The sequence below is a fragment of the Streptomyces sp. NPDC041124 genome (assembly GCF_055592385.1).
The window spans coordinates 322,435-336,250 of sequence record NZ_JBVIYR010000004.1; the positions used below are offsets into that span (position 1 = coordinate 322,435).

At 73.1% G+C, this 13,816-nt stretch carries 11 protein-coding genes and 1 pseudogene; 8 read left to right on the top strand and 4 right to left on the bottom strand.

Annotated features, from left to right (window positions below; all coding sequences use genetic code 11):
- Nucleotides 1-27 precede the first annotated feature (27 nt).
- Nucleotides 28-1,557: a helix-turn-helix domain-containing protein gene (locus ACZ6A9_RS13145; protein WP_468983781.1), complete on the top strand. Its 1,530-nt coding sequence runs from the start codon at nucleotides 28-30 to the stop codon at nucleotides 1,555-1,557.
- Nucleotides 1,558-1,717: 160 nt separating this feature from the next.
- Here the strand turns inward: ACZ6A9_RS13145 and ACZ6A9_RS13150 are convergent, their stop codons facing one another.
- Complete coding sequence (locus ACZ6A9_RS13150) at nucleotides 1,718-3,112, bottom strand: Mucin-2 (protein ID WP_468983783.1); 1,395 nt, start codon at nucleotides 3,110-3,112, stop codon at nucleotides 1,718-1,720.
- Between the two features lie 253 nt (nucleotides 3,113-3,365).
- Between ACZ6A9_RS13150 and ACZ6A9_RS13155 the strand changes: the two genes are divergently transcribed.
- Complete coding sequence (locus tag ACZ6A9_RS13155) at nucleotides 3,366-3,707, top strand: hypothetical protein (protein WP_468983785.1); 342 nt, start codon at nucleotides 3,366-3,368, stop codon at nucleotides 3,705-3,707.
- A complete protein-coding gene (locus ACZ6A9_RS13160) occupies nucleotides 3,704-5,257 on the top strand; it encodes a sodium:solute symporter family transporter (RefSeq protein WP_468983788.1) in 1,554 nt (517 codons plus the stop codon). Before ACZ6A9_RS13155 ends, ACZ6A9_RS13160 begins: the two co-directional genes overlap by 4 nt.
- 147 nt (nucleotides 5,258-5,404) lie before the next feature.
- Here ACZ6A9_RS13160 and ACZ6A9_RS13165 read toward each other — a convergent pair whose 3' ends face one another.
- On the bottom strand, nucleotides 5,405-6,082 hold the full coding sequence (locus ACZ6A9_RS13165; RefSeq protein ID WP_468983791.1) for a response regulator: 678 nt from the start codon (nucleotides 6,080-6,082) through the stop codon (nucleotides 5,405-5,407).
- Nucleotides 6,079-6,954 (bottom strand): sensor histidine kinase, encoded by an 876-nt coding sequence (locus ACZ6A9_RS13170; protein WP_468983794.1) that lies wholly within the window; start codon nucleotides 6,952-6,954, stop codon nucleotides 6,079-6,081. The genes ACZ6A9_RS13165 and ACZ6A9_RS13170 overlap by 4 nt, the downstream gene beginning before the upstream one ends.
- A gap of 140 nt (nucleotides 6,955-7,094) precedes the next feature.
- Between ACZ6A9_RS13170 and ACZ6A9_RS13175 the strand changes: the two genes are divergently transcribed.
- The 5 genes and pseudogenes from ACZ6A9_RS13175 to ACZ6A9_RS13195 all read left to right on the top strand — a co-directional run bounded on the left by ACZ6A9_RS13175 (nucleotide 7,095) and on the right by ACZ6A9_RS13195 (nucleotide 12,640).
- Entirely contained in the window at nucleotides 7,095-7,802 is a 708-nt protein-coding gene (locus tag ACZ6A9_RS13175; protein WP_468983797.1) for an ABC transporter ATP-binding protein, read from the top strand.
- Nucleotides 7,799-10,111 (top strand): ABC transporter permease, encoded by a 2,313-nt coding sequence (locus ACZ6A9_RS13180; RefSeq protein ID WP_468983800.1) that lies wholly within the window; start codon nucleotides 7,799-7,801, stop codon nucleotides 10,109-10,111. Before ACZ6A9_RS13175 ends, ACZ6A9_RS13180 begins: the two co-directional genes overlap by 4 nt.
- A 168-nt stretch (nucleotides 10,112-10,279) precedes the next feature.
- Nucleotides 10,280-10,890 (top strand): annotated as a pseudogene (locus tag ACZ6A9_RS13185) (dihydrofolate reductase family protein).
- 347 nt (nucleotides 10,891-11,237) lie between these two features.
- Complete coding sequence (locus tag ACZ6A9_RS13190; RefSeq protein ID WP_468983803.1) at nucleotides 11,238-11,975, top strand: dienelactone hydrolase family protein; 738 nt, start codon at nucleotides 11,238-11,240, stop codon at nucleotides 11,973-11,975.
- A gap of 62 nt (nucleotides 11,976-12,037) precedes the next feature.
- The gene (locus ACZ6A9_RS13195) at nucleotides 12,038-12,640 is read left to right on the top strand and encodes a hypothetical protein (protein ID WP_468983806.1); all 603 of its coding nucleotides are present in this window, start codon (nucleotides 12,038-12,040) and stop codon (nucleotides 12,638-12,640) included.
- 496 nt (nucleotides 12,641-13,136) lie between these two features.
- On the opposite strand, the gene ACZ6A9_RS13200 is transcribed toward ACZ6A9_RS13195, so the two are convergent.
- A complete protein-coding gene (locus ACZ6A9_RS13200) occupies nucleotides 13,137-13,778 on the bottom strand; it encodes a restriction endonuclease (protein WP_468983809.1) in 642 nt (213 codons plus the stop codon).
- Nucleotides 13,779-13,816: the final 38 nt, after the last annotated feature.

The following is a 13,816-nucleotide window of genomic DNA, read 5'->3' on the forward strand; positions in this document are numbered from 1 at the left end:
TCTCATATCTGAGATAGCCTCAACCTCATGGCAGACGACTACCTCGTACGCATCGGCAAGCTCATCCGCGACGCCCGGCAACACCGCGGCTGGACACAGACACAGCTCGCCGAGGCGCTCGGTACCAGCCAGAGCGCCGTCAACCGCATCGAGCGCGGCAACCAGAACATCAGCCTTGAGATGATCGCCCGTATCGGCGAGGCGCTGGACAGCGAGATCGTCTCCCTGGGCTACGCGGGCCCGATGCACCTGCGCGTGGTCGGCGGCCGGCACCTGTCCGGCTCCATCGACGTCAAGACGAGCAAGAACGCGTGTGTGGCGCTGCTGTGCGCCTCGCTGCTCAACAGCGGGCGCACGGTGCTGCGCCGCGTCGCCCGCATCGAGGAGGTCTACCGCCTGCTCGAGGTGCTGAACTCCATCGGCGTGCGCACCCGCTGGATCAACGACGGCGTCGACCTGGAGATCGTGCCCCCGGCCGAGCTGAACCTCGCCGCCATCGACGCGGACGCCGCCCGCCGCACCCGCTCCATCATCATGTTCCTCGGCCCGCTGCTGCACCGCGCGGACCGCTTCATGCTGCCGTACGCCGGCGGCTGCGACCTCGGCACGCGCACCGTCGAACCGCACATGATCGCGCTGCGCCGGTTCGGCCTGGACATCGCCGCGACCGAGGGCCAGTACCACGCGGTGGTCGACCGCTCCGTCGCCCCGGACCGCCCGATCGTGCTGACCGAGCGCGGCGACACCGTCACCGAGAACGCGCTGCTCGCCGCCGCCCGGCACGACGGCACCACCGTCATCCGCAACGCCTCCTCCAACTACATGGTCCAGGACCTGTGCTTCTTCCTGGAGGCCCTGGGCGTCAAGGTCGACGGCATCGGCACCACCACGCTCACCGTGCACGGCGTGCCCACCATCGACGCCGACGTCGACTACTCCCCCTCCGAGGACCCGGTCGAGGCGATGAGCCTGGTGGCCGCGGCCGTCGTGACGGAGTCCGAGCTGACGGTCCGCCGGGTCCCCATCGAGTTCCTGGAGATCGAGCTGGCGGTCCTGGAGGAGATGGGCCTCGACCACGACCGCACACCCGAGTACTTCGCCGACAACGGCCGCACCCGGCTGGTGGACCTCACCGTCCGGCCCTCCAAGCTGGAGGCGCCCATCGACAAGATCCACCCGATGCCGTTCCCCGGCCTCAACATCGACAACGTCCCCTTCTTCGCCGCGATCGCGGCGACGGCCCAGGGCAAAACCCTCATCCACGACTGGGTCTACGACAACCGCGCCATCTACCTGACCGACCTCAACCGCCTCGGCGGCCGGCTCCAGCTCCTCGACCCGCACCGGGTACTGGTCGAGGGCCCGACCCGCTGGCGCGCCGCCGAGATGATGTGCCCGCCGGCCCTGCGCCCGGCCGTTGTCGTCCTGCTGGCCATGATGGCAGCGGAGGGCACGTCCGTCCTGCGCAACGTGTACGTCATCAACCGCGGTTACGAGGACCTGGCGGAGCGGCTGAACTCGATCGGGGCACAGATCGAGATCTTCCGCGACATCTGACGCGACGGTGTCGTCCTGAATGCTGGTGTCGACGCGGGTACCCAGCCCGCGTCGACCACCCGGAAGAGGGCGCGGGGTCGGCCCTTCGCCCTTCGCGGTGTGGCCGCCTGTCTGTTGACGACCCGAGCACCTCGGTCGCGGCGTCACCGGGTGTCCGACGTCATCCGGGCACGCCCGCCTCGTCCATGACGGCGGCCATCTCATCAGGGGGAAGGGCCGGGTTGGCGCCCGCGCTGTAAGCCAGTTCGGGCAGGGCGAGGGCCTCCAGGAGACGGGGAAGCGGCAGGCGCGGGTCGCGGGTCGCCGCCTGGCGCGTCCGGACGTCCGGGTCGTGGCTGAGCCGCTCGATCAGATCGGGGCCGGCGGCGGGGTCGCGGACGGCCAGTTGCCGGTAGATCCCCTCCGGATGGCCGGCGTAGCGGGCGGCCATCCCTTCGCGGGGGAAGCGGGGATGGCCGGTCGCCATCCAGGCGGAGAAGGTTCCGCCGAGCCGTGCGTACACGCTCATCAGGACTTCTTCGGGGGTGTCGGGGTGATGCACGGCCAGGTGGGTGCGCACGATGACGTCCGCGTCTTCGCCCAGGAGCGTCAGGAGATCCGGGGGCAGATGGGGGCTGCGGGCCGCGGCGCGGCGCAGCAGGGGGTGGGTGGAGGTCGCGGCCCGGCGCAGCACCTCCGGGTCGGCGATGCCGGCCGCAACCCAGTCCACGTCCCCCCGTGCGTGCGCGGCGACAGTGACGTCGATCGCGGCGCGTCGGGCTTCGGTCAGCTCGGGCCGGAGGGAGACGGCGAGCCGCACCTCGTCGTCGGGGTCGTCGGCGAGCCGGTCCACGAGGTCGGCCGGCAGGGACGGATTGCCGGCGAGCTCGACCAGGTGGGCGCCCTCGGCGAGGAACCGCTCGGCGTGCGCGCGGTCGAGAAGCCCCCGGCGAAGCGCCTCGGGCGCGGTGGCGGGGTCGCGGAGCAGCGCCGCCGTGAGCCGTGCGTCGCGCGGGCACGCGCACAGCGCGGCCGACCGCCGCACCTCGGGGTCGGAGTCGTCGAGCAGGGTGGCGCGCCCGTCCGCCGTCAGTTCGTCCCAGACGCGCAGGGCGGCACGTCGTGCGGCCGGGTCCGGATGCCGGACCAGGGAGGCGAGGAAGGACGGCGACACGTGGGGCGAGCTCAGCAGTGCGCCCCGTACGGCCGGTTCGGGGTCGTCGAGGAGACGCCGGCACACGGCGTCCGGCAGCGGACGGACCTTCTTCCGGGGATCGTGGGTCCACTCGGGTCCGCCCGCGACGGCGGCCCGCACCTTGGGCGAGGGGTCGTCCGCGAGCCGGGCACGCTGCTCGGGCTCCGCCTGGCCGCTCACCGCGAACTGGACGCGCACGTCCAGCACCGGGTGGGTGAGGACGGCGGCCACGGCCGTCTCGGGCAGCCCCGGCCGGTGGAGGGCCTGGAAGGGCGGGCCGTGCCCTCCGCCGTCGAACGCGATCAGCCGCAGCAGCAGCGGTGTGGGGAGGGCCGGGTTGGCGGCCACTCCGTCCAGCGCGGAGGAGTAGAGGGCGACCACGTCTCAGCTTCCCCTGTCGTTCTGCTGTTCCACCGATCCTTCCATGACGTTCGGAGGCGTTCGCGCGGCGCCTCCCCGGTGTCCGGTCGGGCAGTGCCCGCTCACTGTCCGCGCGGCTCCGGATTGGGCGGGGGAACAGATCTGCGCTCCAGGCGCGTGGAGGTGGGCGGGAGTCTGGTTGACTCCCCGCCCACCCCCACCCCGACGCGCACCCCCTTCCGGGGTGCCGGACCGACGTGAGCGGAGCCACCCCATGTCCTTCGGACCGCAGCCCTGGCAGCACGGGCCGCCGCACCCCGACGAACCCACAGCCTCCGCACCCCCCGCGGCGGAGCACGAACGGCAGGACGCCGAGGAGGCGGCGCGGCTGGCCGTCGGGCTGCGGCTCGGGCTGCGGATCGCCGCCGTCTGGCTGCTCTACGTGCTGCTCGCCGCCCTCGTCCCGGACGTGTACGGCACGCGGGTCACCGGACCGGTGAGCCTCGGCGTTCTGCTGGCCGTGGTGCCCCTCGCCGTCGGTGCGCACGCGCTGGTGACGTACGGGCGGCGGGTCGACCTGGTCGAGCCGCAGCCGGGCGCCCGGAGGTGGGAGTGACCACGCTGCTCGATCCCTCGTCCCGGTCCCTGGTCTTCGCCGTGTTCTGCGTGTTCGTCGTGGTCTGCCTGATGCTGTGCGTCGTCACCGGCGCCGACGAGGACGACCGGGCGCTCGTACGGTCCGACCACCGCCGCCTGCGCTCCTGGCAGCAGGGCATCGCGATGGGCGGCGACACCACCACAGTCGCCACGGTCACCGTGCTGGTGGGCATGGTGGCCACGTTCGGCTTCGACGGCCTCGGCGTCATGCTGGGCAGTCTGGTCGGGGTCATGCTGTTCCTCGTGCTGGTCGTCGAGCCGCTGCGCAGGCACGCCTCGCTGACCGCAGCGGACGTGCTGGACGCGCGCGACAGTGGCGGGCCCGCGGTGCGCGTCTCGTGGGGCGCGGTGACCCTGTTCGTCTGTTTCCCGCTGCTGATCGTGCAGTTGGTGGTGGTCGGCAACGTCGCCGCGGCGCTGATCGGTCAGCCCGGGGTGCGCAGTGGCTGCATCGCGGTGATCGGCTGCGTGATGACGGCGCTGGCCGTCAGTGGCGGGATCCGGGGCACGGGTGTGGTGATGATCACGAAGTCGGCTATCGCCCTGCCCGTGCTGGTGGTCGCCGCCGTGCTCGTGCTCGACCGCTTCGGCGGGGACATGGGGCGGCTGCTCGACGCGGCCGCGCTCGGCTCCGGGATGGGCGAGGCGTACCTGCGTCCGGGCGGCTACACCGGTGACGGCTGGGTGGGTGCCGTGAACCGCATCGGGCAGATCTTCGGCATGTCGCTGGCCACGCTGGCGATGCCCGCCGTGCTGATGCGGGCGATCTCGACGAAGAGTCCGCGCGGGGCCCGGGCCGGCGGCCGCTGGATGCTCGGCGAACTCGTCCTGCTGTACGGCGCGCTGGCCGTCGTCGGTGTGGGCGCGGCGGCCCTCGTCGGCGAGGCACTGCGTGAGGCGGGCCCGGCGGCGCAGGTGTTCACGCCGCTGATGCTCGGGCGGGCGCTCGACAGCGGCGGATTCCTGGTCGCGGCCCTGGCCTGCGTCCTCTTCCTCACCGCGCTCGCGGCCGTGGTGGACGTGACCCTCGCCGCCGGGATCGCCCTGGGCCGGGACGTGCTGGGTGCGTACGGCACGAGGGAGGCTGCCGTGTCGCGGTGGTCGGCCGCCGTGACGGGGGCGGTGTGCTCGGTCGTGGCGGTCGTCGTCGCCGACTGGAACCTGGTGGTCGTCTCCACGCTCTGGCTGACCGTCTGCGGCGCCGCCCTCGCGCCCGTCCTGCTGTACGCCCTCTACTGGCCCGGGTTCACCTCGCGCGGCGCCCTGTGGTGCCTGTGGGGGGCGACGGCGCTGAGCGTCGCCGCGCTCGCGCTGTCGCCGTACGTGTCCGGCACCCCCGGGGCGATCTTCCCGGGGCTGGACTTCCGGGTCTGGGACGTGACGATCCCGGGCCTGGTGACGGCGCCGGCCGGCTTCCTGCTGGGCTGGCTGGGCAGCGTCACGGATCCGCGCCGGATGGCGGGCGATGTGCCGGGGGCGGAGCACCCCAGTCGGCTGGACTCCGTCTGAGCCGTCCGTGGGTCCGCCTCCCCCTTACTCATCCGGTAGGACGGACGGTCCGGCTGTCAGCGCTCCGCGAGAGGTACCCGGCACACAGCACACCCGGCCGGGAGGGACGCCAGGGCGGCCCAGGCGATCTCACCGCTCACCGTTGCTTCACCCGCCGGGCCTGACCAGTCCCGTCTCATAGGCGAGTACGACGGCCTGGGCCCGGTCCCTGAGCGACAGCTTGGCGAAGATCCGCGCCACGTGGGACTTCACCGTGGCTTCGCTCAGGGTCAGTTCGGCGGCGAGTTCGGTGTTGGACAGGCCGCGTCCCAGCAGGGACAGGACCTCGGTCTCACGGGGGGTCAGGGCCGAGAGGCCGGCGGGCACGGCGGGTGTGCGGGCGGCCTGCGCGGCGTACCGCTCCACCAGGCGGCGGGTGATCGACGGGGCGAGCAGGGCGTCACCGGTGCCGACCAGTCGTACGGCCGCCGCCAGGTGCTCCGGGGTGACGTCCTTGAGCAGGAAGCCGCTGGCCCCGAGCGCCAGCGCGCCGTACACGTAGCGGTCCAGGTCGAAGGTGGTCAGCATGATCACCCTGCACTCGGGGGCGCGCTCCAGGATGCGGCGGGTGGCCTCCAGACCGTCCATGTTCGGCATACGGATGTCCATCAGCACGACGTCCGGCCGGAGTCGGCGTGCCGCCGCGACCGCTTCCACCCCGTCCGCGGCCTCGCCCACCACCTCGATCCCGCGGGCGGTGAGGATCAGCCGGAAGCCGGTCCTGATCAGTGTCTGGTCGTCGGCGACGAGTACGCGAGGCCCGGGCCCGGCCGCGTCCGGTGTCATGGGCGGTCCAGGGGGATGCGGGCCCGCACGCGGTAGCCGCCGCCGAGGCGGCGCCGGGCGTCCAGGTCCCCTCCGTACACCGCGACCCGTTCGTGCAGGCCCAGCAGCCCCCGGCCGGCGCCCTGCCGCCGCAGGGCGGCCGTGCGGGCCGGCGCCGGTGGCGCGGGCGGCGCGCCCGTCAGCACGCTGGGGCCCGTGTTCAACACCTCCACGCGCAGGGTGTGGTCGCTGTAGCGCACGGTCACCTCGGCCCTCCCACCGTCGCCGTGCCGCAGCGCATTGGTCAGCGCCTCCTGGACGATGCGGTAGGCGGTCACGTCGACGCCCCGCGGCAGCGGTCGCGGCTCGCCGGAGATCCGCACGTCGACGGGCAGTCCGGCGAACGATATCCGGTCCACCAGGGGGCCCAGCCGGTCGAGGCCGGGCTGTGGCGCCAGGTCGGCCGTGTCGTCGGCACCGGCCCCGCCCGCCTCCGGACCGCTGTCCTCGCCGTCCGGTGACGGCGCCAGCACGCCCAGCAGGTGGCGGAGGTCGGTCATGGCGCCCCGGCCCGCGTCCTCCACCGCGCGCAGGGCTCCCGCCGCCTCGTCCGGCATCGTGCCCAGCACCTCACGGGCGGCCGAGGCCTGCACCACCATGAGGCTGACGTTGTGGCTGACGATGTCGTGCAACTCGCGGGCCATGCGGTCGCGTTCGGCGACGACGGCCGCCCGGGCGGCGCTCTCCCGCTCCCGCTCCAGCAGCCAACCGCGCTCCCCCACGGCCGCCCGCCACCGGCGCCGCGTCCTCACCAGTGCCACGGCCAGCCATACGACGGCCGCACACACCGCCCCCAGCGCCACCATCAGCCCGTCGGGCTCCCCGTCCCACACGGAGTTCACTCTCGCAGACCGCCGGCCGAGGACGCATCCGTCCACGGGTCCAGGCCCCTGCATCCCCGGGATGAGACGGGCGCCGAAGTGCCGTCCGGGGAGGGATGCCGCCGCTCGGCGCCTGGCCTAGCGTCCTGTGCATGGTCACCGAGGACATCAGGGGAGAGGCCGTCGTACGACTCGACGGCGTGCGCAAGGAGTACGGCGGGACGACGGCACTGGACGGTGTGTCGCTGGAGATCCGGGCCGGGGAGGCGGTGGCGGTGATGGGGCCGTCGGGGTGCGGCAAGTCCACCCTGCTCAACATGATCGCCGGTCTGGACCGTCCGACAGCCGGCAGCGTCGTCGTGCGCGGCGAGAACGTGGGGGAGCTCAGTGAGAAGGGGCTCGCCCTGTACCGGCGGCGGCACATCGGGATGGTCTTCCAGTTCTTCAACCTCATCGACGACCTGTCGGCGCTCGACAACGTCGCCCTGGCCGCACAGCTGACCGGCACCCCCGCGGGTCAGGCCCGCCGCCGCGCGCTGGAGCTGTTCGACGAGCTCGAGATCGCCGACCGCGCCCGTGCCTACCCGGCGGTGCTCAGCGGTGGCGAGCGGCAGCGGGTGGCGGTGGCCCGTGCGCTGATGAACCGTCCCGCCCTGCTGCTGGCCGACGAGCCGACCGGAGCACTGGACAGCCGTACCGGCGAGCAGGTGATGGACCTGCTGCTCGACCTCAACCAGATCGGCCAGACGCTGGTCCTCGTGACGCACGACGAGCGCCTGGCCCGGCGCTGCGCCAGCCGGCTCGTGCTGCTGGCCGACGGCCGGGTGACCGGCGAGCACCGGCTGGAGCCGGCCGCGTGAGGGCGGTCTGGCGGGCGGCCCGCGCGGCCGTGCGGCGACGCAGGCTGCAGACCCTGGTGATCGGTCTGGTCACGCTGGTGTCCACCGGGGCGACGGTCATCGCGCTGGGACTGGTCGACGCGGCCTCCGCGCCGTTCGACAGGGCCTTCGCCGAGCAGCGCGGCCCCCACGTCGTCGCCTCGTTCGCTTCCGACGCGGTCTCGGACGCCGAACTGGCGCGGGCGGCCCGGCAGCCGGGCGTCGAGAGCGCCGCCGGACCGTTCCGGCAGGCGACGGTCGAACTGCGGGCCGACTCCGCGGACTACGGTCTGGGGTCCACGATCACCGTGGCGGGCCGTCCCGGTCCCGGCGGTCCGGTGGGGCGGGTGGACCTCTGGGCCGGACGCTGGGCGACCCGGCCGGGCGAGGTCGTCGTCAACCGGCAGTCGGACTGGAGCGCCGACGACCTGGGCAGGCGGATCCAGCTCCGGTCCGGGCCCGACCTCACCATCGTCGGGTTCGCCTTCGACCTCAGCGGCACGGCGAACGCCTGGGTCGCCCCCGGCCAGATCACGGCCCTGCGCCCGACGGCCACACAGATGCTCCTGCGTTTCGAGGACGCCTCGTCGGCCGACCGGCTGCGGGACGGGCTGGCCGCCGTGACCGACCGGTTGCCCGAGGACGCCCTGACCGGTTCGCAGTCGTATCTCACCCTCAAGGACCAGATCGGCAGTTCGGCGCGGGCGTACACCCCCTATCTGATGGCGTTCGGCGTCCTCGGCATCGTGGTGGCGGTACTCATCGTCGCCAACGTGGTCAGCGGCGCCGTCATCTCGGGGTTCCGGCACATCGGCGTCCTGAAGTCCCTCGGCTTCACACCGGGGCAGGTGCTCGCCGTCTACCTGACGATGACCGGCGTCCCCTCGCTCCTCGGCTGCGCGCTGGGCACCGTACTCGGCAACGCGGTGGCGCGGCCGTTCTTCGACGCCGTGTTCATGGGACCCGCGTCGGGCGTGTTCCACGGCGAGGTCGGCATCGCCGGCTGGGTGAACGCGCTCGCCCTGCTCGGCATGCCGCTCGTGTGTGTCCTGGCCGCGCTCGCTCCGGGACTGCGCGCCCACCGGCTCCCCGCGGCACGCGCGATCAGCGCGGGCGGCGCTCCGCGCGCCGGGCGCGCGCTCGGCGTGCAACGCCGCCTGGCGGGCAGCCGGCTGCCGCGTTCGGTGAGCCTGGGCGTCGGGCTGCCGTTCGCCCGGCCGGGTCGCAGCGCCCTCACACTGGCCGCCATCGTCCTGGGCGTGACCACCGTGACGTTCGCGACCGGGCTGGCCACCACGATGACCCGGTTCGGCGATGCCGGGCGGGACGCCTACGACGTCACCGTGTACGCGACGAAATACCAGGACGGCAAGGAGATCCTCCCGCGCCACGACGACCGCGAACTCCACGCCCAGCTCGGCTCCCTGCCCGGCGCGAGCGAGGTCACGGCACGGGCGGACGCCGAAACGCGCCTCGCCGGCACCGCCCAGCGGGTGTGGCTGGAGGGCCGCCGCGGTGACCGGCCCCGGCTGGACGACGTCCTCACCGACGGCCGCTGGGCGGGCCGCACCGGTGAGATCGTGGCCACGTCGGCCTTCCTGAACCGGCACGGCCTGGAGCTCGGCGACCGCGTCCGGCTGGAGAAGGACGGCCGGCGGCAGGGGTTCACCGTCGTCGGCGCGCTCATGAACAACAACGCCGAGACGGTCGTCACCGACTGGGCGACGCTGACGCGGTTCGCCCCGCGGGAGGAGCCGATCGCCTATCACGTGAAGCTCGGTGACGGCGCGGACCGGGCGGCGTACGCGCGTTCCGCCCGGCTCGCCGACCCGGGGATCGATCCGGTGCCGGTCGGCCCGAACAACGTCACGCGGACCATCGTCGGCTCGGCCTCGGTGCTCACCCTCATGCTCGCCGTGGTCGCCGCGCTCGGCGTCTTCAACACGGCCGTCCTCAACACCCGTGACCGCCGTCGTGATCTGGGCGTGCTCAAGTCCATCGGCATGACACCACGGCAGGTGACGACCATGACGGTGACGTCGATGGCGGTGCTCGGCGCGGCCGGCTCACTGGCCGGTGTCCCGTTGGGGATGGCGGGCCACCACTGGGTCGTGCCCCGGATGGCCGACGCCGTGGACATCACGCTCCCCCCGTACATGGTGGACGTCTGGCAGGTGCCGGTCCTGGCCGGCCTCGCCCTGGCAGGCGTGGCCATCGCCGTCCTCGGCGCCTTCGTCCCGGCGCGCCGTGCGGCGCGGCTGACGATCGCGCAGGTGCTGCACAGCGAGTGAGACGCCGGCCCGCTCGGGCGCGGGTGCGGGTGCGGGCGCGGGTGGCAGACCGTCCGGGCGGTTCCGACGACACCGGTCACGGTCCGAACCGTCGCGCGCCGCCCACCGATGAGTTCCGGCGGGTGGCACGGTCGTATCCAGCACAAGCACCCGGAGTCGGAGGACACCATGCCCCGGAAGATCACCGCCAGCCTGTTCATCTCGCTCGACGGCGTCGTCGAGGCGCCCGACCAGTGGCACTTCCCGTACTTCAACGACGAGATGGGGGCCGCCGTCGGTGCGGGCCTGAACACCGCGGAGGTGCTGCTGTTCGGCCGCACGACGTACGACAGCTTCGCCGGCGCCTGGCCCGGGCGGGAGACGGCCGGCGGCGAGGACGCCGGATTCGCCAAGCAACTCGGCGACATGCGGAAGATCGTGTTCTCCCGCAGCCGGCTCGACCTGCGGTGGCGCGGAACAGCGAGCAGGCGGAGGGCGACGTCGCCGAGGTCGCCGCCGCGCTGAAGGGCGAGCCGGGCGGTGACATCGCGCTGAGCGGGTCGGTCTCCGTCGTCCGGCAGCTGCTGGCCGCGGGCCTCCTCGACGAACTGCACCTCCTGGTCCACCCCGTCGCCGTACGCAAGGGCATGCGCCTGTTCGACGAGGGCGAGCCGTCGATCCCGCTGAAGCTGCTGAAGTCGGAGACGTTCACGACCGGCGTGCTGAACCTCGTGTACGGGCCCGACACGGCGCCGCCGACAGGCGGTTACGAGGAGGCCGTCGCCACGCTCGGGGAGTAGGGGAAGCCGTTCGACGCCCTGCCCGGCGGACAGCTTCGCCGGCACCGCCACGTCACCCGCCGAGGCGGGAGGCGTCCGCGGGGAAGTGGCGCAGTTCCGGGTGGGCAGAGTCGAGCTGCGGCATCCCGGGCGGTTCCGCCGCGGTCTCGGTTGCCTGGAGTACGACACCGCCGGCCGAGAGCGGGACGGCCCGTTGGAACGCCCCGGTCGTGGCCGGCGCGTCGGGGCAACGGGATGATCTTGAAGCCGTGAGGGCTCGGCCCCGTATCCCAGAGGACACGCGCGCTGCTCTGCCGACGGCAGAACACCGGCCGGGCCGGGCTCGACGATCACTACAGTCCAGTCCCATGACGACGATTGCGACGCGTACGGTCGAGTATCCGGCCGACGGTTTGACGATGATCGGGCACCTCGCGCTCCCGGCCGGTGTCGACCGCCGGCCCGCGGTGCTGCTCGGACCAGAGGGCATGGGGCTCGGCGACGTCGAACGCCGCCGGGCCGATGCTCTCGCCGAGCTGGGATACGTAGCGCTGGCCTTCGACCTTCACGGCGGGCGCTATCTGGGCGATCCCGAGGAGATGCTGGCCCGTTGCCTGCCGCTGCTCGCTGATCCCGACCGGATGCGGGGCATCGGCCATGCGGCGCTCGACGTGTTGCGCAGCGAACCGCGGACCGACCCCGACCGGATCGCAGCCATCGGCTACGGCACCGGAGGCGCCGTCGGGCTGGAACTCGGGCGCGGCGGCGTCAGCCTGCGCGCCATCGGGACAGTCAACGCAACTACCACGGGCCGACCGGGCGAGGCAGCGCGCATTCGCTGCCCGGTGTGGGCCGGGGTCGGGTCGGAAGACCCGATCATGCCGCCCGCGCAACGGGACGCTTTCACCGCCGAGATGCAGGCCGCGGGCGTCGACTGGCGCCTCACGGTCTACGGCGGCGCCTTGCACGCCTTCCACCACCCGCCGGTCGACCACCCCACGGTCCCCGGCGTCGGGTACCACCCACAGCACGCGCAGCGAGCCTGGCGCGACGTCGTCGACCTGCTCGCCGAGTGCCTGCCCCTGACGGAAGACCTGCGGGCCTGACCAGGCACACAGCCTGGCATCAGGCCTGTCCGCGTCGGGCACATACAGTCCCCTCCCCTCAGGTGACAGTGCCCCACGTGCTGGGCCCGGCCAACGTGCCGCGTCTGAGCCGAACCCAGGACGCGTCGGCCGACCTGGACTTCGCCGCGTTCTGCCTGTGGATCCACAGCAACGACCCGGACATCGAGGGCATACTGACGGTCATGGGCGAGGCGTTGGCCCAGGACACGGACCGCGAGGCGCGGGACGACCTGGCGGGACTGATCGAGGACGGCTTGGGCAGCGAACACGCCCGTAAAATCTGGAGGAACCTGATGGAAACCCTCTTCACCCCCAGGCGAGGCGCCATCGTGGGCGACGCCCGCCTCGCAGGACAGGAAGAAGGACTCAAGGAAGGACGCGTGGCCGGAAAGGCCGAGCAGTTGCTGCGTCTGATGGAGCGCCGCGGCTTCTCGCTGACGGAAGAGACCCGACAGCGCGTCACCACCTGCACCGACTTGCCGCTCCTGAATCTCTGGTTCGACCGCGCCATCGACGCCACCACCCTCGACGAGATCTTCGCCACCCCCTCCTCTACGGACCGCGTCCCCGCCCCCGCCCCGAGCCCGGAGCACACCGCAGTCCCCAGCCAAGGGCTGACGGACCCCAGATCCTCGGCCAGCTGACACCAAGGGCGCGCACCCGGCCGCACCCCACTCCGGGGTGCGGCCCACTCGGTTCCCGGCCCGGTCCCCAACGCCTCATGAGTGCCCGTTCCGGAAGCGCACCGACTGCTCCTCCTCCTCAGTCCGGCGCGTGGTCGTAGGCACACCAGAGGACCTGGAGCAGATCGGCCTCTCCGGCCGGCCCCGAACAGGGATACGTCGCGCGGATACATTCGGGCCACGGCAACAGGGGGGTGGGCACTCCGCGAGCCAGGGAGGGCCGACGTCGAGTCGCTCCGCGCCGCCCGCCCCCGTGCGTCGAGGCGGGGAGGGCGCGGCGTCCGTGCGTCAGTCGGCTTCGAGGGGCAGGGCGGGGTCGGCGGCCCACTCGGTGAGAATCCGCTGGGACACCCGCCTCGCGATGCGGACGACATCCCGGGTCAGGGGCATCGAGGGCGTGCGTCCGACCCGGATTCCCCCCTGCCGTGCCGGTCCGCGCCGCAGGTGGGGGGCGGGGTCACTTCCCGTAGGCGTGCTTCCAGCGCGAGCGGTGGCGGGAGTCGCCCTGCCCGCGCCCGTTCACCGTGCTCAGGGACTGCAAGGTGGCCCCGTTGTTCCACAGGCCGAGGAGATCCCGGTGCACGGCCAGGATCCCGTTCCGCAGCGCGAAGTCCTCGGAGGGCCGGCTGAAGCGCGTCGTCGTCACGAACACCGCGAGGTCGGCGCCGAAGTGCACCCGGGCGCCCAGCAGGTCGCGCAGCTCCCGGCTGGGGATCGTGCGGTTCGGCGCGTAGCGCTTGCACTGGATCACCAGGGTCCGCCCGTCCGGGAGCCGCCCGACGACGTCGGCGCCGTTGTCGTTCGCGCCGCCCACCCGCCGGACCTCCGTGCAGCCGTCCCGCCGGCAGAGCAGGGCGATCAGGTCCTCGAACTCGGTGCCGGTCATCGCGTCCACCTCCCCGAGCGTCCGCCGGCCGGCCCGTACCTCTTCCTCCTGCCGCCAGAGACGGTCCCGTCCGCGCAGGAGCCGGTCCGTACGCCACAGCCGCCAGCCGGCTGCGCCCGCGCCGCCGACGACCAGCGCACCGGTGACGTAGGGCCACACGGCCGACCAGAACACCACCAGCAGGGCCAGCGCCAGGCCCCCACCGACTGCCACCGCTTTCAGCCGTGCCCGCCGCCTGCGGGCGACGGCCC